The 18,534-nt window shown below is 73.4% G+C and carries 16 protein-coding genes and 1 pseudogene; 5 read left to right on the top strand and 12 right to left on the bottom strand.

What is annotated here, in order from left to right; all coding sequences use genetic code 11:
* Positions 1 to 121 precede the first annotated feature (121 nt).
* Positions 122 to 565: a universal stress protein gene (locus ACZ51D_RS25285; RefSeq protein ID WP_465621793.1), complete on the top strand. Its 444-nt coding sequence runs from the start codon at positions 122 to 124 to the stop codon at positions 563 to 565.
* 22 nt (positions 566 to 587) lie between these two features.
* Here ACZ51D_RS25285 and ACZ51D_RS25280 read toward each other — a convergent pair whose 3' ends face one another.
* The 5 genes from ACZ51D_RS25280 to ACZ51D_RS25260 are packed head-to-tail and all read right to left on the bottom strand — an operon-like array spanning position 588 to position 5,167.
* Entirely contained in the window at positions 588 to 1,967 is a 1,380-nt protein-coding gene (locus ACZ51D_RS25280) for a Ni/Fe hydrogenase subunit alpha (protein ID WP_465621792.1), read from the bottom strand.
* The gene (locus ACZ51D_RS25275; RefSeq protein WP_465621791.1) at positions 1,964 to 2,752 is read right to left on the bottom strand and encodes an NADH-quinone oxidoreductase subunit B family protein; all 789 of its coding nucleotides are present in this window, start codon (positions 2,750 to 2,752) and stop codon (positions 1,964 to 1,966) included. Before ACZ51D_RS25275 ends, ACZ51D_RS25280 begins: the two co-directional genes overlap by 4 nt.
* 2 nt (positions 2,753 to 2,754) lie before the next feature.
* Positions 2,755 to 3,558, bottom strand: coding sequence for an FAD/NAD(P)-binding protein (locus tag ACZ51D_RS25270; RefSeq protein WP_465621790.1), 804 nt, complete (start codon positions 3,556 to 3,558; stop codon positions 2,755 to 2,757).
* Complete coding sequence (locus tag ACZ51D_RS25265; RefSeq protein WP_452185545.1) at positions 3,555 to 4,016, bottom strand: Crp/Fnr family transcriptional regulator; 462 nt, start codon at positions 4,014 to 4,016, stop codon at positions 3,555 to 3,557. The genes ACZ51D_RS25270 and ACZ51D_RS25265 overlap by 4 nt, the downstream gene beginning before the upstream one ends.
* Positions 4,013 to 5,167 (bottom strand): 4Fe-4S dicluster domain-containing protein, encoded by a 1,155-nt coding sequence (locus ACZ51D_RS25260; protein WP_465621788.1) that lies wholly within the window; start codon positions 5,165 to 5,167, stop codon positions 4,013 to 4,015. Before ACZ51D_RS25260 ends, ACZ51D_RS25265 begins: the two co-directional genes overlap by 4 nt.
* A 174-nt stretch (positions 5,168 to 5,341) precedes the next feature.
* On the opposite strand from ACZ51D_RS25260, the gene ACZ51D_RS25255 reads away from it, so the two are divergent.
* On the top strand, positions 5,342 to 5,902 hold the full coding sequence (locus ACZ51D_RS25255) for a hydrogenase maturation protease (RefSeq protein WP_465621787.1): 561 nt from the start codon (positions 5,342 to 5,344) through the stop codon (positions 5,900 to 5,902).
* 58 nt (positions 5,903 to 5,960) lie between these two features.
* Positions 5,961 to 6,794 carry a ZIP family metal transporter gene (locus ACZ51D_RS25250; protein WP_465663587.1) on the top strand — a complete coding sequence of 278 codons (834 nt, stop codon included), beginning with the start codon at positions 5,961 to 5,963 and terminating at the stop codon, positions 6,792 to 6,794.
* 87 nt (positions 6,795 to 6,881) lie between these two features.
* On the opposite strand, the gene ACZ51D_RS25245 is transcribed toward ACZ51D_RS25250, so the two are convergent.
* The gene (locus tag ACZ51D_RS25245; RefSeq protein WP_465621783.1) at positions 6,882 to 7,535 is read right to left on the bottom strand and encodes a helix-turn-helix domain-containing protein; all 654 of its coding nucleotides are present in this window, start codon (positions 7,533 to 7,535) and stop codon (positions 6,882 to 6,884) included.
* A 27-nt stretch (positions 7,536 to 7,562) separates the two neighbouring features.
* The gene (locus tag ACZ51D_RS25240) at positions 7,563 to 8,606 is read right to left on the bottom strand and encodes a zinc-dependent alcohol dehydrogenase family protein (protein WP_465663586.1); all 1,044 of its coding nucleotides are present in this window, start codon (positions 8,604 to 8,606) and stop codon (positions 7,563 to 7,565) included.
* Positions 8,607 to 8,800: 194 nt separating this feature from the next.
* Here ACZ51D_RS25240 and ACZ51D_RS25235 point away from each other — a divergent pair, with 194 nt between their 5' ends.
* Entirely contained in the window at positions 8,801 to 10,516 is a 1,716-nt protein-coding gene (locus ACZ51D_RS25235) for a sensor histidine kinase (protein WP_465663585.1), read from the top strand.
* 159 nt (positions 10,517 to 10,675) lie between these two features.
* Here the strand turns inward: ACZ51D_RS25235 and ACZ51D_RS25230 are convergent, their stop codons facing one another.
* From ACZ51D_RS25230 to ACZ51D_RS25210, 5 genes and pseudogenes are all read right to left on the bottom strand, one after another.
* Complete coding sequence (locus ACZ51D_RS25230; RefSeq protein WP_465621777.1) at positions 10,676 to 11,656, bottom strand: Acg family FMN-binding oxidoreductase; 981 nt, start codon at positions 11,654 to 11,656, stop codon at positions 10,676 to 10,678.
* 22 nt (positions 11,657 to 11,678) lie between these two features.
* Positions 11,679 to 11,969 (bottom strand): SHOCT domain-containing protein, encoded by a 291-nt coding sequence (locus tag ACZ51D_RS25225; protein ID WP_465621775.1) that lies wholly within the window; start codon positions 11,967 to 11,969, stop codon positions 11,679 to 11,681.
* 112 nt (positions 11,970 to 12,081) lie between these two features.
* Positions 12,082 to 12,300 (bottom strand): annotated as a pseudogene (locus tag ACZ51D_RS25220) (response regulator transcription factor); the annotation flags it as partial.
* Positions 12,301 to 12,387: 87 nt separating this feature from the next.
* Positions 12,388 to 13,074: a CBS domain-containing protein gene (locus tag ACZ51D_RS25215; RefSeq protein ID WP_465621773.1), complete on the bottom strand. Its 687-nt coding sequence runs from the start codon at positions 13,072 to 13,074 to the stop codon at positions 12,388 to 12,390.
* A gap of 5 nt (positions 13,075 to 13,079) precedes the next feature.
* Positions 13,080 to 15,803: a bifunctional acetate--CoA ligase family protein/GNAT family N-acetyltransferase gene (locus ACZ51D_RS25210; RefSeq protein ID WP_465621771.1), complete on the bottom strand. Its 2,724-nt coding sequence runs from the start codon at positions 15,801 to 15,803 to the stop codon at positions 13,080 to 13,082.
* A gap of 353 nt (positions 15,804 to 16,156) precedes the next feature.
* Here ACZ51D_RS25210 and ACZ51D_RS25205 point away from each other — a divergent pair, with 353 nt between their 5' ends.
* The gene (locus tag ACZ51D_RS25205; protein WP_465663584.1) at positions 16,157 to 18,517 is read left to right on the top strand and encodes a glycoside hydrolase family 65 protein; all 2,361 of its coding nucleotides are present in this window, start codon (positions 16,157 to 16,159) and stop codon (positions 18,515 to 18,517) included.
* Positions 18,518 to 18,534 lie beyond the last annotated feature (17 nt).

The raw sequence follows: 18,534 nt of genomic DNA, 5'->3' as shown, positions 1-18,534 counted from the left end.
ACCCGAGCGGCCTTCACCGCGGAGATGGGGAGATCGGCTGCGGAAGAGCGTCACGTCGTGACAGGGCGGACAGTTGAACAGCCCTGATCCCGCCAACCGCACAGCGACCAGGAGGTTCGTCATGGAATCCGCACGCCGAGGTGCCCGCACCATCGTCGTCGGCGTCGACGGCTCGCCGTCCTCGACCACGGCACTGCGCTGGGCAGTGGAACTCGCTCGGCTGGACGGCTCCGCGGTTGAAGCCGTGACCGCCTGGGACTACCTGCCGTGGAGCGGTTGGGGCCTGCCGATCCCGGGCTCCGAGGTGGAGGAGGCGGCCCGTCTCACCCTCTCGAACACCGTGGAGCGCGAGGAGGACACCATGGAATCCCCGGTACCGATCCGGCAGCGCGTCGAATACGGCCACCCTGCCGAGGTGCTGCTGCAGGCAGCTCGCGGAGCTCGGCTCCTGGTCGTCGGCAGCAGGGGTCTCGGCGGCTTCAAGGGCACGATGCTGGGCTCCGTGAGCCGGTACTGCGTGGAACACTCCCCCTGCCCCGTGGTCGTCGTTCGCGGCACCGTCTGAGCGCGCCCCGCTCGGGACCGGCTCAGGTACCGGCCGAGGTGCGCTCCACGGTGAGGTCGAGGAAGTGGGCCGAGCACGAGATGCACGGGTCGTGGTTGCGGATCGCCCGCTCGCACAGGGCGGTCAGTTCGGCGTCGGTGGCATCGCCGGCTCCCAGGCGGTCCTGCACGATGCGGCGCAGGTCCGCCTCGATCGCGCCCTGGTTCTGCGCGGTCGGCGGGACGAGGACGGCATCGGTGACGGTTCCGTCGCCGTCGATGGCGTAGCGGTGGTAGAGCAGCCCTCGCGGTGCCTCGGTGGCTCCGTGACCGGTGGCGGCTCGCGGTGACACCCCGACGTGGGGGCGCGGTGGGGGTCGGTAGGCGTCGATGATGCGCAGCGCCTCGTCGACGGCGTGGAGCACCTCGACCGCCCGGACGACGATGCTGCGGAAGGGGTTTCGGCAGACGGTGCCCTGGCGCGGGTCGCCGAGTCCGGCGTCCTGGGCGGCCTGGAGGGCGATCGGGGAGAGCCAGCGGCCGCTGATCGCGTAGCGGGCGAGCGAGCCGGTGAGGTGGCGGCGGCCGTCCAGCAAGGAGTGGAGGGCGGTGGAGTGCGGCACCTGGCTCTCGACGACGTGGTCTCCGAACGCGTGGACGTCGAAGGCACGGGTGGGCAGTGCGCGGTCGGACCCGTCGGGCAGCCCGGCGGTCTGCGGGGCGGGCATCACGGTCGGGGTGCCCAACTCGATGGCGTAGCTGCCGGGCTCGGCCAAGGCGAGCAGGTCGTGGTCGCAGCCGGCGTCGGGGAAGTCGAAGCCCGCCACCCAGCGGACCGTCTGCTGTGCGTCGTCCCGGGCTCGGCGCAACCGCTCGGCCAGGGGCCGTAGTTCGGCGGTGGTCGGGGTGCGGTGGAAGCCACCGACGCGGACGTTGACGGGGTGGATCGCCCGGCCGCCGAGTAGTTCCATGATCGCGTTTCCGGCCTGTTTGAGTCGAAGGCCGCGTTCGACGTCGGTCCGGTGGGTGCGGGCCAGGTCGACGGCGCTGTCGCAGCCGAGGAAGTCGGGTGCGTGCAGGAGGTGGATGTGCAGCGTCTGGCTCTCGATCCACTCGCCGCAGTAGAGCAGTCGGCGGAGCGCGGCGAGTTGCCCGTCCACGATGACGCCGCAGGCGTCCTCGACGGCCCGGCAGGCGCTCATCTGGTAGGCGACCGGGCAGATCCCGCAGACCCGCGAGGTGATGTCGGGCGGTTCCGTGTAGGAGCGTCCGCGCAGGAACGCCTCGAAGAACCGCGGGGGTTCGTAGATCGCCAGCCGGGCCTCGGTGACTTCGCCGCCGTCCAGGCCCAGGTGCAGTGCGGTCTCGCCCTCGACACGGGCGAGCGATCCGACGTGGAGCACCCTGGAGCAGCGGTGGGTCACCGGTCCAGCTCCTTCCGGGAGGCCGCCTCGAACTCTGGAGCTGCCGCGTTGAAGGTGCGCAGGACCCGCACCACGTCGAGGGTGTCCATGCCGTCGCGGCGCAGGAGGGGGATGAAGGAGGGGAGGTTCGTGGAGTTCGAGGGGCCGAAGCAGCCGTAGCAGCCCCGGTCGTAGGCGGGGCAGAGCGCACCGCAGCCGGCGTGGGTGACCGGGCCGAGGCAGGGGGTGCCGTGGGCGACCGTCACGCAGACCGTGCCGCGTTGCTTGCACTCGAAGCAGACGCTGTGCGCGGGGACGTCCGGTTTGCGGCCGGCCAGGTGGGCGGTGATGACCTCGATGAGCTGGTGCCGGTCGATGGGGCAGCCGCGCAGTTCGAAATCGACGGGGACGTGGGCGCTGATCGGTGTGGAGGTGGCGAGCGTGTCGATGTAGTCGGGTCGGGCGTAGACGACGGCCTGGAACTCGGCGACGTCGGCGTAGTTGCGCAGGGCCTGGACGCCGCCCGCGGTGGCGCAGGCGCCGATGGTCACCAGGCGGCGCGAGACCGCGCGGATGTGCTGGATCCGCTCGGCGTCCTGCGGGGTGGTGACCGAGCCCTCGACGAGCGACAGGTCGTACGGGCCCGGAGTGCTCGCGCTGGAGGCCTCCGGGAAGTGCGAGATCTCGACCTGCTCGGCGATGGCGAGGAGTTCGTCCTCGCAGTCCAGCAGGGTGAGTTGGCAGCCGTCGCAGGAGGCGAACTTCCACACGGCGAGCGTCGGGCGCCGGTCGGCAGTGCTCGGCATCGTCACAATTCCCTGACCGTGAGGAGGGGTTGGGCGCGGGTCCAGGTGACGACCGGGCCGTCACGGCAGAGCAGGAGGGGGCCGAGCTGGCAGTGCCCGCAGTGGCCGGTCCCGCAGTGCATGGTGCGTTCCAGGGAGACCCTGATCCGGTCGGGGGCGACGCCTCGCTGCACCAGGTCGCGGGCGGTAGCCCTGATCATCGGCTCGGGCCCGCAGATGAACGCCGTTGCCGCCGGCGGGTCGAAGGCCGCCCGGTCGAGCAGGGTCGTGACGACACCGACCTCGCCCCGCCACTGTGTGTCGGGGCGGTCGACGGTGGTCATCGTCCTCGCGGCCGTCCGCCAGCCGCGCACCTCCTCGGCGTAGAGCAGGTCACCGGGCGTCCGCGCTCCGATCAGGACGTTCAACCGCCCGTACTGCTCGGGTGTGGCAAGCGCTGCGCGCACCAGCGGGCGTAGCGGCGCCAGACCGATGCCTCCGGCCACCACCACCAGGTCGAGCCCTGCGGCGGTGGGCAGCTCCCAGCCGGTGCCGAACGGGCCGCGTACCCCGACCGTCGCGCCGGGCCGCAGCCCGTGCAACGCGCCGGAGATCGCGCCGACCGCGCGGACGGTGTGGGTCAGCCGGTGCCCGTCGAAACCGCTGACCGACAGCGGGATGTCCCCGACACCGAAGGCGTACACCATGGCGAACTGCCCCGGGGCGAACGGTGGGAGGGACGGGCCGGGCGGCTCCAGGACGACCGTGGCGGTGTCGGGTGTGTCGGCCTCGCGGCCGACCACCCGGTAAGGGACGGGAGCCGTCATCGCGCCCCACCGTCACCGGGGAGCCCGTAGAGGTCCAGCAGGCGGGTACGGGTGGCCTTCAGCCGCCGGGCGATCACCTGGGCGACGCCGTTCGTCACCGCCAGGCCGAACGCGGGGTCCTCCTCGCACGCGGCGCGGATGCGCTCGGCGTCGAACTCGGACGCCAGCACGGTGCCGCGGGTCTGCGCGCCGAGGTGCCAGCGGTACGGTTCGAACAGCCAGGACCAGCCGAGCAGATCGCCCTCGCCGAGGGTCTCCACGACGGCTTCGCGCCGGCCCGGGACGTGGACGTCGAGCGCGACGCTCCCGGAACTGATGATCCAGAACCGGTCGGCGACGCCGTCCTCCTCGAAGATTCGGGTGCCGCCGGGGAAGGCGACCTCACAGGAGAAGCCCAGCAGACGGTCGCGGTGACCGGGCGGCAGGGCACCGAGGAATCCGTGGCGGGCGACGGTCACGACGGACCCTCCTCCTCCGTCGGCCGAGCCGCGCCCTCCCGCTCGAGGTGCAGCGCGTGGGCCTCCTCCGTGATGTCGATGCCGACCGGGCACCACACGATGCAACGCCCGCAGCCGACGCAGCCCGAGCTGCCGAACTGGTCGTACCAGGTGCCGAGTTTGTGGGTGGCCCACTGCCGGTAGCGGCTGCGCGGGGTCTCCCGGACCGGGCCCGCCTGGAGGTGGGAGAAGTCCAGATCGAAGCAGGACTCCCAGCGCCGCCACCGCTCGGCGTGGTCGCCGGTCAGGTCGGTGACGTCCTCGGCGGTGGTGCAGAAGCAGGTCGGGCAGACCATCGTGCAGTTGCCGCAGGTCAGGCAGCGGGCCGCGACGTCGTCCCAGCGCTCGGCCGTGAGGGTCTCGCGCATCAGCGCCCGCAGGTCCACCGGCGGCATGCTGCGGCCCATCCGGTCGGCCGCCCCGGCGACCCGCTCGCGGGCGGCCGACCGGGTCGCGGCATCGGCGGTGCGGCTCGGCAGTTCGGCCAGGACCGACTCCCCCTCCTGGCTCCCGGCCCGCAGCAGGAAGCGGTGGCCGTCGGCGTCGAGCACCTCGGTGAGCGCCAGGTCGTAGCCGGGTCCGACGGCCGGCCCGGCGCCCATGGACACGCAGAAGCAGGTCGCGCCCGGTTCGGTGCACTCCACCGCCACCAGGAACGCCCGTTCGCGGCGCCCCCGGTACGCCGGGTCGGCGTGCGTCCCGCCGGTCAGCACCCGGTCCTGGATCGCAATGGCCCGCAGGTCGCAGGGGCGGACGCCGAGGAACGCATAGGAGGGCGGCGGCGTCCGGTCCTCCGTCACCACCAGCTCCCCGTCGGCGCCCCGGTCGGCCGTCCACTGCCGCTCTCGTGGCGGGTGCAGGAACGTCTTCCATGACTGCGGGCCCGCGCTGTGGGCGAACCCGGCGCCGTCCTCGCGGGCCCGTAGCCGGTACGTCCCGGCCTCCAGTTCGACTCCCCAGCCGTAGGGCAGGTCCTCGCCGCCGGAGAGTTCGGCCAGGACGATCGCCCCGTCGCGGACCGTCGGCCCGACGACCGTACGACCGCGCCCGGCGAGGACGGCGATGAGCACGCTCAGCCCGTCCTTCTCGATCACCACCGCGCCGTCCGCCACGTCAACCTCCGCGCACCGATCACGCAGCCCGGCCAGGAGCTGTCCCGGCCAGTATCTGCGCGGACCCGTGACCAGGCGTCTCGGCGTGGTCCAGGTGGCGGCGTCCACTCCCCGTACGGTCCCGGGACGGCCTCGGTGCGACTGGCGGCCACGACGAACGGGAAGGCGAACCGCATGAACGTCGCCACGAGGATCGCCGTCATCGGTGTCGGGAACGAGTACCGGCACGATGACGGTGTGGGCTGGGCCGTCGTGGCGCGGCTGGCAGAGCGGGCCGAGCGGCAGCCCCTACCGGGCGGGACCGTGCTGCGGGTGTGCGACGGCGACCCGGCCCGGCTCATCACGCTGTGGGATGGCGCCGAACTCGCCATCGTGGTGGATGCCGCCCATGCCCACCCCGGACGCCCCGGACGGGTCCACCGCCTGGCACTGGAGAGTGAACGGCTGACACCGGCGGGCGGCGCGACGAGCTCCCACGGGCTCGGCCTCGGCGAGGCCGTCGAGCTCGCCCGAGCGCTCGACAGGCTCCCCGGACACCTCGTCGTGTACGCCGTGGAGGGCGCCGACGCGAGTCTGGGCACCGGCCTGTCGGCACCCGTCGCAGCCGTCGTGGAATCCCTCGCCGGGCGGATCGCGGACGACATCGCGCTGCTCGGAGGCTCGCCCTCCCCGGCCCGGCGGCGTCCGCCCCTGGCGTCCGGACGCTCCGGGAGACCACCAGGGTCAGATAGTTAGGTTAGGCTTACCTCATAGGGCATGCCCCGCCCGGAACCCGTGCTCCCCGGAGCCTCCCATGTCAGGTCCGCAGATCGCCCTGCTCGGCGCCCTCGCCGGCCTCACCATCTACCTCGGCCTACCGATCGGGCGCGTGCGCAACCCCGCTCCACGGCCGCGAGCCGCACCGAACGCTCTGGCCGTCGGCATCCTGCTCTTCCTGCTCTGGGACATCCTCACCGCCGCCTGGAAGCCGATCGACGCGGCCCTGACCGCGCACCGATGGAGCACCGTCGCCACCGATGGCCCGCTGCTCGCGACCGGCCTGGCCGTCGGGCTGCTGGGCCTCGTGCGCTACGACCGATGGATCACCCGCCGCCGGGCACCGAACGCACCGACGTCCAGCGGACCGGGCGCGTCGGCAGCGACCGGACAACCCGCTACCCCCAGCCGCTCCCGGGCCGCCGATCTGGCCCTGGTGATCGCCGTCGGCATCGGTCTGCACAACTTCGCGGAGGGCCTGGCCATCGGCAACTCCGCCGCCAAGGGCGAACTCTCCCTCGCCCTCCTGCTCGTCATCGGCTTCGGTCTGCACAACGCGACCGAGGGCTTCGGGATCGTCGCCCCACTGGCCGCCGCCGGTGAACGCCCGTCCTGGGGCACCCTCGCGCTGCTCGGCCTCATCGGGGGCGGCCCCACCTTCGTGGGCACCCTCGTCGGCCGACAGGTGGCCGACGCAACCGTCAACATCGCGTTCCTGGGGCTGGCCGCCGGCTCCGTCCTCTACGTGGTCATCGAGTTGCTCGCGGTAGCCCGACGCGCCGCGATGAAGGAACTCACCACCAGGATGATCCTGCTGGGCCTGCTGCTCGGCTTCGCCACCGATGCCGTTATCACCGCCGCGGGCGTTTGAGGCCGACCCGATCGCCAGGTCACCGGAGCAGCGACTGGTCGTCGGCCGGCACGGCGAGCCACGCGGCCCCGTGTCCTGGAGAAACGTTCACCCGGTGCCGATTCGGCGGCCGGTGATCTGGTCCGCCCCGATGCGCACCCACAGCGGCCGGGAGCCGCCGGCCCACGGCGTTGCGCCTGGCAGGGCCGACAGCCGCAATTGCTCCTCGGGATCGTCGACGTGCTGGGCGTGGCCGACGACGAGGACGCTCCAACCCCGACTCCGGCGGTCGTCGATGTGGTCCACCTGGAAGGAGACCGGGGAGCCGTCGGGCGGGGCGGCGGCGCCTGCGGGGGCCGTGCGGTAGACGATCGTCGCGGCATCCACCGCGTAGTTGACCGGAAAGACGGCCGGTCCCGGCTGGACGGGCAGGACAATCCGGCCGATGCCGTGGGTGCCGATCAGCTCCCAGCACTGGGGCTCGGTGAGATGCAGCAACAGGGGGCGCGAAGCGGGCTCCGTCTGTCCGGGCGGGGCGTCGGGGCGATGGCCCTCCATGAGCTCCGGCCAGGTCATCCCGAGCACGGCGGCGATCCGGACGAACCCGGGCGGGTCGAACTCCGGCCCGGCCTCCAGCAGATGCCGCAGGTAGGTCGGCGCCATGGCGGCCTGGTAAGCCAACCTCTCTTCGCTCAGGCCGAGTTGGTCGCGGCGCCGGATGATCCGGCGGGCGAGGTCGGCGGGGTCGGGCCGGTCGGTCATGGTGTCAGCTCCTCCGTGCGACAGCGGTCACGTCCGGAAGAGCGCGACCTTCAGGGCCCCGGTGTCGGCAGCGTCAGCGAAGACGTCGTACGCGTCCTGCATCTCGTCGAGGCCGAAGCGGTGGGTGACCAGCCCGGCGACGTCCAGTCGGCCGACGGCCAGCATGTCGAGCAGCATGGGGGTGCTGTGCGTGTCGACGAGGCCGGTCGTGATGGTGACGTCGCGGATCCAGAGGTCCTCCAGGTGGAGCACCGCTGGCTTGCCGTGGACGCCGATGTTGGCAACCCGGCCGCCGGGGCGCACCAGGCGGGTGCACAGTTCGAACGTGTCGGGTACGCCGACCGCCTCGATCGCGACGTCGACGCCGAGACCGCCCCGGCTCAGTTCCCGGACGGCCTCCGGGGTGGCCTCGGTGACGGTGAGCACAGTGTCGGCGCCGAAGCGCTCGGCCGCGTCGAGACGACTCTGCGCGAGGTCGACGGCGATGATGCGGGCCGGGCTGTAGAGCCGGGCAGTGAGGACCGCAGCGAGTCCGATGGGCCCGGCGCCGACGATCGCGACGGTGTCGCCCGGGCCGACCCGGCCGTTGCGGACGCCGACCTCGTAGGAGGTGGGCAGGATGTCGGCGAGCAGCAGGGCGTCCTCGTCCCGGACGCCGTCGGGCAGCGGGTGCAGCGAGGTGTCGGCGAAGGGGGTGCGGACGTACTCGGCCTGGCAGCCGTCGATCAGGTGGCCGAGGATCCAGCCGCCACCGCCGGTGCACTGGCCGTAGCTCGCGGCTCGGCAGTAGGCGCAGCGGCCGCAGGCGGAGATGCAGGAGACCAGGACCCGGTCACCGGCCTGCACGGTACGGACCCCGGGGCCGGTCTCGCTGACGGTGCCGACGGCCTCGTGGCCGAGGACGCGGCCCTCGGTGACCTCGGGGACATCGCCCTTGAGGATGTGCAGGTCGGTGCCGCAGATGGTCACCGCGTCCACCCGGACGACGGCGTCCTCGGGGTCGCGGACGACGGGATCAGGGACGTCGCCCCAGGTACGACGGCCGCTTCCGTGGTAGGTGAGTGCCTTCATGCCCTGACCACTCCTCTCGGGCGGCGGAGCCGGGCCGGTTCCACTCGCCCTTCCAGGTTTCCGCGCATCCGTGACCGCCGCCAGGGGCCCGGTGGGGTCCTGGCGCTGGACCGATGGGCCCCCTTCGTGTCCGGCGCGGCAAGCCGGGCGCACCTACGCTGGTCAGTGGCGTCGGGTGAGCCGTGGAGGATGCCTTGGGCAGCGCGTCGGAGAGTTCCGCCCCCGTGGCGAAGCTGCGCCTGGACGACCTTCTGGACGAGCTCCAGGCCCGGCTGGACACAGCCCGGGGTACCCGTGACCGGGTGCACAGCCTGCTGGAGGCGGTGCTGGCGGTCGGCCGCGACCTGGAGCTGTCCGAGGCCCTGCGGCACATCGTGGAGGCGGCGGTCACCCTGGTGGACGCCGAGTACGGCGCGCTCGGCGTGATCGGCGAGGACCAGCGGCTGTCGCAGTTCATCCCGGTCGGCGTCACGGACGAGCAGGTCAAGCTGATCGGCGCGCTGCCGTCCGGGCACGGTGTGCTGGGCGAGCTGATCCGCCACCCCGAACCGTTGCGGCTGGCGCGGATCTCCGACCACCCGGCGTCCTACGGCTTTCCCACCAACCACCCGCCGATGAGCAGCTTCCTGGGAGTGCCGATCCGGATCCGGGGCAAGGTGTTCGGCAACCTCTACCTGACCGAGAAGCGCGGCGGCGGCGCGTTCGACGCCGACGACGAGGCGGTGCTCGCCACCCTCGCCGTCGCGGCCGGGGTCGCGATCGACAACGCCCGGCTGTACGCCCGGGCCCGGCAGCGGCAGCGCTGGCTGGAGGCGAGCGCCGAGGTCACCAACAGCCTGCTCAGGGGCAGCGCGGAGCAGGAGGTGCTGGACCTGCTGATCGCCCGCGCCACAGAACTCGCCGAGGCGGACCTCGCCGTCGTCGCCGTACCGCTGCCGGACACCGGCGGACTGGAGGTCCGGATCGCCGTCGGTATGGGCGAGGAGGACCACCGGGGTCTGGTGCTGCCAGTCGAGGGCTCGTTCATGGGCGCGGCCGTCCGCACCGACGGGATCGTGGTGAGCCCGGACGTCCAGAAGGACCGTAGGATCACCGCCGGTCCGCCACGCTGGGAGGGCCTCGGCCCGGCCGTCGCCGTCCCCATCGGCACCGCCGAACAGGGCGTACGCGGTGTGCTGATGCTTGCCCGGGCAGCCGGCGCCCCGCTGTTCGAGGAGAGCGAGTCCGTGCCGCTGCTGGGTTTCGCCGGCCAGGCGGCGGTGGCGATGGAACTCGCCGAGCGCCGCCGGGACTCCGAGCAGGTCGCGCTGCTGCGGGAACGCGACCGGATCGCCCGCGACCTCCACGACCTGGCGATCCAACGGCTCTTCGCCACCGGGATGACGCTCCAGGGTGCCACCCGCTTCATCGACCATCCGGAGGCCACCAACCGCGTCCTGCGGGCCATCGACGACCTGGACGAGACGGCGAAGACGATCCGCGCCACCATCTTCGGCCTGCGCCTGCGCGAGTCCGGCCCAGCTGCAGTCGGCCTTCGCACGCGGCTCGTCGATATCGTCGAACACGCTACGCGCGCCCTCGGCTTCACCCCGGCCCTGCGGATGACCGGCCTGCTCGACGCCACCGTGCCCGCCGAGATCGCGGACGCCGCCGTTGCGGTCCTGGAGGAAGCCCTGTCCAACGTGGCCCGCCATGCGAAGTCCGACGCCGTCGAGGCATCGGTCGCCGCCGGTACGGACCTCACCCTCACCGTGACCGACAACGGGATCGGCCTGTCCGACGGCGGGCGGCGCAGCGGGCTCGCCAACCTGGCCGACCGCGCCGACGCCCTCGGTGGCACCTTCACCGTCCGCACCCGCGCCGAGGGCGGCACCGAACTGGTCTGGCGGGTACCGCTGCCCGATGATTAGGGCCCGTCCCGAGCTGCCACACGGGACACCGGCGGGGTGTGCGGGTGTGTCCGGCCACGACTACGGGAGCCGGCGGGGGCACGCGATCGTCATCAACCTCTCGCCCGAGGACCGGGCAGGCCTTCGCGCCATGCGCGAGGGCCCGCACCTGGCTCGCCGTCACAACGGGTCCAGCACGTCATCGGCGGCCAGGCGGGGCGTGGGGGCGCCTTCGGGCCCGTAGCCGAGGCGGATCAGCATCTGGACGTAGCCGGGGCGGTGGTGCGGGTCGCGGGTCTCCCAGCGCAGGTAGGGCCACTCCATGGCCTGGTGCAGCAGGGAGGCGCGGACGCCGTGGACGGTGGCGGCGAGCAGGACGTGTTCCAGGGCGAGGCCGGCGCGCAGCCAGTCCGTCGGCGTGTCGTGCTCGGTGGTGAGGACGGCGATGCGGGGCTCGGCTTCGAAGGAGGCGGGCGCCCGGTGCTCGGCGGCGTGGATGGCGGAGAAGTCGCGCATCGGCAGGTGGCCGCCCCGGTCCTGGGGGCCGAGCGCGGCGACCGGGATGCCGTAGGGCGGCACCTCGCCCGTGCGGATCCAGCTGCGGCTCTCGTCCCGCTGGGCCGGGGCGGTGGTGTTGCGCCGTTCGGCCTCGGCGGTGAGGTGCAGCAGTCGGGCGGTCTCCGCGTGGTCGGGCAGATGAAGCGCCGCATCCTCAGCCCGCGCGGCCGTGGCCAGTTCGTCGAGGACGGCCGGCGGCACGGGCTCGCCGGTGAACGGTGTGCGGATGGAATGGCGGTGCCAGATCGCCTCGTACAGCTTCTCGGTAACCGGGACCGGCGCTGTGGCCACGATGTCGAGCCGGACGGCGGCGAGCAGGTCCGGCTCGGCCGGGTCGGGCAGCAGGCGCACGTCGGGCGCCCAGCCGAGATGACGGGCGGCGACCCGCAGGTTGAGGACGGCCGCGCCGACGGAGATGTGCAGGGCCCGGCCCTGCGGGTCGGCCGCCGGGACGGCCCGGCTCCGGTCGGCCCGGACCTCCAGGGTCGAGGTGTCGGGCTCGAACCGGAAGCGCCAGGGCTGGCTGTTGTGGATCGAGGGTGCGGCGACCGCCGCGGAGACGAGCTTCTCCAGTGCGGCGGCGTCGAGGGCGAGGGTGGGCATGACCGCCTCCAGGGGTGCGGTGTCAGCCTGAGCCGGGCGGGTCGCCGCCGCGCAGGGTTTCCAGGCGGCTGCGGTACTCGTCGGGGTCGATCTCGCCACGGGCGAGGCGTTCGGCGAGCAGCTGTTCCGGCGTGGGCCGCTGTGGCGGTGGCGCGGTGGGCGTCGACGCCGCCGGGCCGTGCGGGGCGGTCCGCCCCACGTACCGGACCAGGGCGATCACGCCGAAGGCCACGAGCGCGAGGAGGAGCAGCATGCTCACGGTCATCAGGCCGATTCCCCAGCCGTTCATGCCGTGATCGTTCCAGTACATCATCGCCGTCTCCTCAGCCGTGGTGGGCGGTCGATCACCTCCACCTTGCAGCCGGGGCCCGGCGCGGCGCTTGGGCCGTTCGGCTCCCTCCGGGGGTCCACCCGGGCACTGTGGCTCAGTGCGGGCGCTGGTGGTGCTGTTCGGGCTCGGCGTGGGCGGCGAGGACAGCGGCCTGGAGGCGGCGCTCGACGCCGAGCTTGGCGAGCAGGCGCGAGACGTGGTTCTTCACCGTCTTCTCGGCGAGGTAGAGCTCCTGACCGATCTGGCGGTTCGTCTTCCCCTCCCCCACCAGGGCGAGGATCTCCCGTTCCCGGGGCGTGAGTTGGGCGAGCGCGACATCGGTCGCACTCTCCTCGTGGTGGCGCAGCTACCGCAGCAGGTGGACCTGCGGCTGATCCACGCGGTGTGAGTCGGGGTGAGGTCAGCAACCGGCCGACGGCCGGCTGTCGTCCGTGTCCCACGTGAGGTGGTCGGCGAGGCCGTTGATGCCGTCGATCCGGGCGATCTGGAGGCAGAGCGCCGCGGCATCGCTGCGGGTGCGGGTGCGTCCGGCCACCGAGACGCGGCCCCGCTCGCAGCGGATGTGCAGCGAGTTCCCGACGACGCCGCTGCCCGGGGTGAGGGCGAGGTCGAGGGCCTCGGCCCGGATCGCCTCGTCGTCGCGGCGCAGGGCGTCAAGCAGGTCGTGCGAGGACAGCAGGCCGACCAGCCGGCCGTCACCGTCCACGACGGGCAGGTGGTGCAGGGAGTGCCCGGCCAGCAGGGCCACCGCCGCGACGGCGCTCGTGTCGTCCGTGACGGTGATCGCGGGGGCAGCCATGAGGTCGCGGGCACGGAGCTCGTCCTGGAGGTCCTCGTCGGCGTAGGCGGCGAGCAGGTCGGACGCGGCGACCACGCCGGTGACCGTGCTGTCCGCCGTCACCACCGGCACGATGCCGCGCCGCGAGGCGCTCAGCACGGCGGCGACGGTGGCGAAGTCGGTGCCCGGGGTGACGGCGACGCCGGGTCGGCTCATGCAGTCGCCGACGCGGGTCCGGCCGGGCGGCCGGGCGGGATCGGGAGACGGGAAGGTGTCGCTCGGTGTGCCGTCGAGGATGCTGTGCTTCACGGTGTTCACTCCCCCTCGACGACCGTGGGCCGCCGGAGCCGCCGCAGGTAGGGGTCGAAGGAAGGCCGGGGTTCGAGCCGGACCCGGGCGTCCACGCAGACGGCTCCGTCGGGGCGGGCGATGACGGGGTTGAGGTCGACCTCGACGACTTCCGGGAAGTCGTCGGCCAGCCGGGACAGCCGGGCGAGCACGGACCGCACGGCCGAGAGGTCGACCGGAGGTGATCCGGCATGCCCTGACAGCAGGGGCGCGCCGCGCAGTTCGGCGACCATGGTGGCGAGGTCACGTTCGCTCAGCGGAGCGAGCCGGGCCACCCGGTCGGCGAGGACTTCGGTGGCGGTGCCTCCCATGCCCAGGATGACCAGCGGCCCGAAGACGCGGTCCTGGACGACGCCGGCCAGCAGCTCGACCCCTGGCACCGCCATCGGCTGAACCACCGCCCCGGCCAGGTCCGCCCCGAATCTGCGGGCGAACTCCCGGTAGGCGGCGCGGACTTCACCGTCGTCGGCGAGGCCCGTACGGACGGCGCCCGCGGCGCTCTTGTGCACCTGGCCCGGCCAGTACGCCTTCAGCGCGACCTTGCCCTCGTACCCCAGGCGTCGCAGCCCGGCGGCGGTGAGCACGGCGAGGTGTTCGTCGCGCGCCCAGACCGAGGTGACGAGCGGCAGGCCGTAGCTCTCCAGCAGGTCGGCGGTGGTCAGCGGATCGAGCCAGCCGCCCTCGCGGTGGGCTGTGAGGTAGCCGTCGACCAGACTGCGCGCGGTGCGCTGGTCACAGTCGGGCGGGTCCACCTCGGCGGAGGCCGGTTCGGCGAGCCACTGAGCGCGGTCCCGAGCGTGGGCGAGGGCGCGGGCCGCCGCTGCGGTGTCCGAGTACACCGGCAGTGCTCCGCTGTCCGCGCAGCCGCGGTACCGGACGGGCACCTGCTGGTCGAGCAGGACGGCGGCGATCGGGACGCGGCGCCGGGCCGGGCCCTCCAGCAGGGCACGCACCGGGTCGCGGCCGGGGGTGGTGCCCAGCGCCGTCGGCACCAGGCACACCAGGATCGCGTCCACAGCCGCCTCGTGCTCCAACGCCCTGAGGAAGCAGGCCAGTTCGGTCGGACCGATCGCCGCCGTGGTGTCCACCGGGTTGCGAACGGAAGCACCGGGCGGCAGCAACTCGCTCAGCTCCTGCGGGAGTTCGGGCAGAGTCAGCCCGACGTCGACGCAGGCGTCCGCAGCCAGGATCCCGATGCCGCCCGCGTTGGAGACCACGGCGACCGCGCCGCGCGGGGCGGGCAGCGGCTGGGCGTGCAACAGGGCGGCGGCCTCGACGAGTTCCTCGATGCTGCGGGTGGCCGTGATGCCGGCCTGCCGGAACAGCGTCTGCCGGGTGACGGTCGGGGTGGCAGCCGCCGCAGTGTGCGAGGCGGCTCCCCGGCGCCCGGCGTCCGAGCGGCCGGCATCCACGGTCAGCACCGGCAGCTTCCGGGTGACGCGGCGGGCCGTGCGGGCGAAGGCCCGCGGGCTGCCGAAGGACTCCAGGTGGAGCAGGGCCAGGTCGGTGCGGCCGTCCACCTCCCACCACTGGAGCAGGTCGTTGCCGCTCACGTCGTACTTGTCGCCGAGCGAGACGAAGCTCGACACCCCGACCCCCAACCAGGCCAGCCGCTCCAGCAGGGCGATCCCGACGCCGCCGCTCTGCACGGCCACCCCGGCGGTTCCGGGCCTCGGGAACGCCCCGCCGAACTCGGCGTCCAGCCGGACGGCGGGATCGGCCTGCGCGATGCCGAGGCTGTTCGGGCCGACCAGCCGCACGCTGTACCGGCGGCAGGCGCGCATCAGCCGCCGGGCGCCGTCCGGGCCGAGCCCGGAGGTGAGCACCACCAGCGCCCGGACGCCTGCCCGGCCGCACTCCTCGGCAACCTCCCCCACCGCGGCAGCCGGGACGGCAAGCACCGCGAGATCCGGCACGGCCGGTAGCGCGCCGACGGACGGGTACGTGGGCTCGCCGTCGACCTCGGCGGCGTGCGGGTTGACCGCCCAGACCGGCCCGGCGAAGCCGCCCTGCCGGATCCTCGCGAGGACGGTCCGCCCGACGGACCCCTCCCGACGGGACACCCCGACCACCGCGACCGAGGCCGGGCGCAGCAGCGCGGCCAGGCTCGCCACGTCGGCCCGGCGGCCTCGTTCGTCGACCGCCGCACGGTAGCGCTCGTCCGTCTCGTCCAGCGGCACCCGCACCCTGACCTCCCCTTGCGCGAGCCGGCGATGCACCGGCAGGCCGAGGTCCGCGAACACCTTGTGCACCCCGCGGTTGCCGGCCAGGGTGTCGGCCTCGAAACAGCGGACGCCCACGGCCCGGGCGGCGTGCACGAGGTGCTCCAGCAGCAGGGTCGCGACGCCGCGACGGTGCCAACGGTCGGCCACCGCGAGCGCCAGCTCCGCCGTCTGCGGCGAATCGTCCAGCAGCTCACAGTCCGCCTCGCCCACCAGCTCCTCCCCCGCCCAGGCCCCCAGTACCAGCAAGCCGGGGCGCGGCGGCCCGCACAACCGGTCGGCGGCCTGCCGCGGCGCGTTGCGGCTGACGCCGAAGAACCGCATCCGGCGGCTCTCCTCGGACATCCCGGCGGTGTGCAGGTCGAGCACCGCCTGGTGGTCCTGCGGGCCGAGCGGACGGATCCGGACGGTGGTGCCGTCGGCCAGCAGTGCCTCGGCGGTGCTGCGCAGCGGGTGGACGGTGGACATGGCGCATCTCCTCGGCCGTCGCCGTTCTACCCCTCCAGCCTCCACGTCCGCCCCTGGCCCCGGCAGGGCCGACCGGCCCCGCCCGCGCCGCCGAACGGCGCCGTCGCCCACGGAGGGTCGCCGGATGGCCCGTCGGTCCTGCCGAATCCTCGCCCGCGCCGTCCACCGGGCACTCACCGCGCTGGCCCCCCAGTCAGGCGTTCCTCGCCGGTGCCGGTCCGCTCACCACCCGCACATGCCGCTGTCCGAGCAGAGCGGCGAGCGGCTCGGCGGCGCGCTGCGCACACTGGAGGCAGACCCGTCGGCGCGGAGGTCGCGAGGTGGCAGCGGACGCAGCAGCGGGACAACCCGACATGCCGGACCCGTGGACCCTCCGCTACCAGGGCTTCGACCCCGCCGAGGAGGGGCTGCGGGAGGCGTTGTGCGCGGTCGGCAACGGCTACGTGGTCAGTCGGGGTGCCGCGCCCGAATCCGTCGCCGACGGTGTCCACTATCCGGGGACGTACCTGGCGGGCTGCTACGACCGCGCGGACTCGACGGTCGCGGGGCGGGTCGTGACCAACGAGGACCTCGTCAACTGGCCGAACTGGCTTCCGCTGACATTCCGCCCGTCGGGCGGTGTCTGGTTCTCCGGCCCGCCTGCCGAACAGACCGTGGAGCTGGACCTGCTCCGGGGCGTTCTGACCCGCACCGCCCTGGTCGTCGACGACCGGGGACGGCGGACCCGGCTGGTGCAGCGCCGCCTCGCCAGCCAGGCCCGCCCTCATCTGCTCGCCCTGGAGAGCGCCATCACTCCGGAGAACTGGTCGGGTGGACTGGAGGTCCGCTCGGCGCTGGACGGTGACGTCGCCAACACCGGCGTCGCCCGCTACCGCGGATTGACGGAGCGCCACTTCGCCTCGTCCAGCCAGGGCGTGGACGCGAACGGACTGCTCTGGCTGGAGGCCTCGGCGGCCGACTCGCCGTTGCGCATCGCGCTTTCCGCCCGCACCAGGGCGAACGGGGCCACGGTGTCGACCGAGTCCCGTGACAGCTGGGCGACCCACGTCCTCACCGTGCGGGCCGACCGTGGCCGACCGGTCACGGTCGAGAAGACCGTGGCGCTGCACACCTCCCGCGATCGGGCGATCGAGACCCCGCTGCGCGCCTCCCGGCTGCTCGCCGCCGAGGCCGGGGTCTTCGAGGAACTACTGGCCGAACACGCGCTGCGCTGGGCGGAGTTGTGGCGCCGCTGCCGGATCGAGGCGGACTTCGACGGCGCCGGCCCGCTGCACCTGAACCTGTTCCACCTGCTCCAGACCTACTCCGAGCACTCGATCGACCTTGACGTCGGCATCCCGGCCCGCGGCCTGCACGGCGAGGCGTACCGGGGCCACGTCTTCTGGGACGAGCTGTTCGTCCTCCGGCTGCTCAACCTCCGCTTCCCCGAACTCGCCCGCGCCGTGCTCCGCTACCGCCACCGCCGCCTCGACGCCGCCCGCCGGCAGGCCCACGAGGTCGGGCTGCGCGGGGCGATGTACCCGTGGCAGAGCGCCAGCGACGGCCGGGAAGAGTCCCAGCAGCTGCACCTCAACCCGCTGTCCGGCCGCTGGCTGCCCGACCACAGCCACCTCCAGCGGCACGTCGGCTCGGCGGTCGCCTACAACGTCTGGCAGTACTACCAGGCCACCGGGGACCGCGACTTCCTCGCCTCGGCCGGAGCCGAGACGCTGCTGGAGATCGCCCGCTTCTGGTCCTCCGCCGCCACCCACGACCAGAGCCGCGGACGCTGGTCGATCCGCGGGGTGCTCGGCCCCGACGAGTACCACGACGCCTATCCAGGGGCGGACCGGCCCGGTCTGGACGACAACGCCTACACCAACGTGCTGGCGTCCTGGGTGCTGGCCCGCGCCCAGGACGCCCTGGACGTCCTGCCCGCCTACCGCCGCGACGAGCTGCGCGAGCGCCTCGCCCTCGACGATCCGGAGCTGGACCGCTGGCAGGAGGTCGGCCGCCACCTCCACGTCCCCTTCCACGACGGCGTGTTGAGCCAGTTCGACGGCTACGAGCAGCTCGCCGAGCTCAACTGGGCCGCCTACCGGCGCCGCTACCCGGACCTGCGCCGGCTCGACCGGATCCTGGAGGCCGAGGACGACACGGTGAACCGCTACAAGGCGTCCAAGCAGGCCGACGCGCTGATGCTCTGGTACCTGTTCTCCGCCCGCGAGGTGCGCGACCTGTTGCGGCGCCTGGGCTACCCCGCGCACCACGAACTGCTCCGCCGCACCACCGACTACTACCTGCGGCGCACCGTCCACGGCTCGACGCTCAGCTCCGTGGTGCACGCCTGGGTGCTCACCCGCTCCGACCGCCGCGCCTCCTGGCGGTACTTCCGCGACGCCCTGGTGGCCGACCTGCAGGACAGCCAGCGCGGCACCACGGCGGAGGGTGTTCACCTGGGCGCCATGGCGGGCGCGGTCGACCTGCTGCAGCGCTGCTACACAGGGCTGGAGGTCCGCGAGGACGCCCTCTGGCTCGACCCGCACCTGCCGTCCGCCCTCGGCCGGCTGGAGCTGGACTTGCGCTACCGCGGCCACTGGGGCGTCGCGATCGCCGTCGACCGGGGCGCGGTCACGGTGAGCCTGCGTGAGGACCGGCAGGACCCGGTCGTGATCCGGCTGCGCGGCACGCAGGCGACGATCCGACCGGGCGAGACCCGCCGTTTCCGTCTGTGAGGCCGACAGCCGGCCCG

The sequence above is a fragment of the Kitasatospora sp. NPDC033851 genome, from assembly GCF_055576085.1.
Note: the sequence above shows the minus strand (reverse complement) of the source record. Positions and strands in the feature narration are given on the sequence as shown.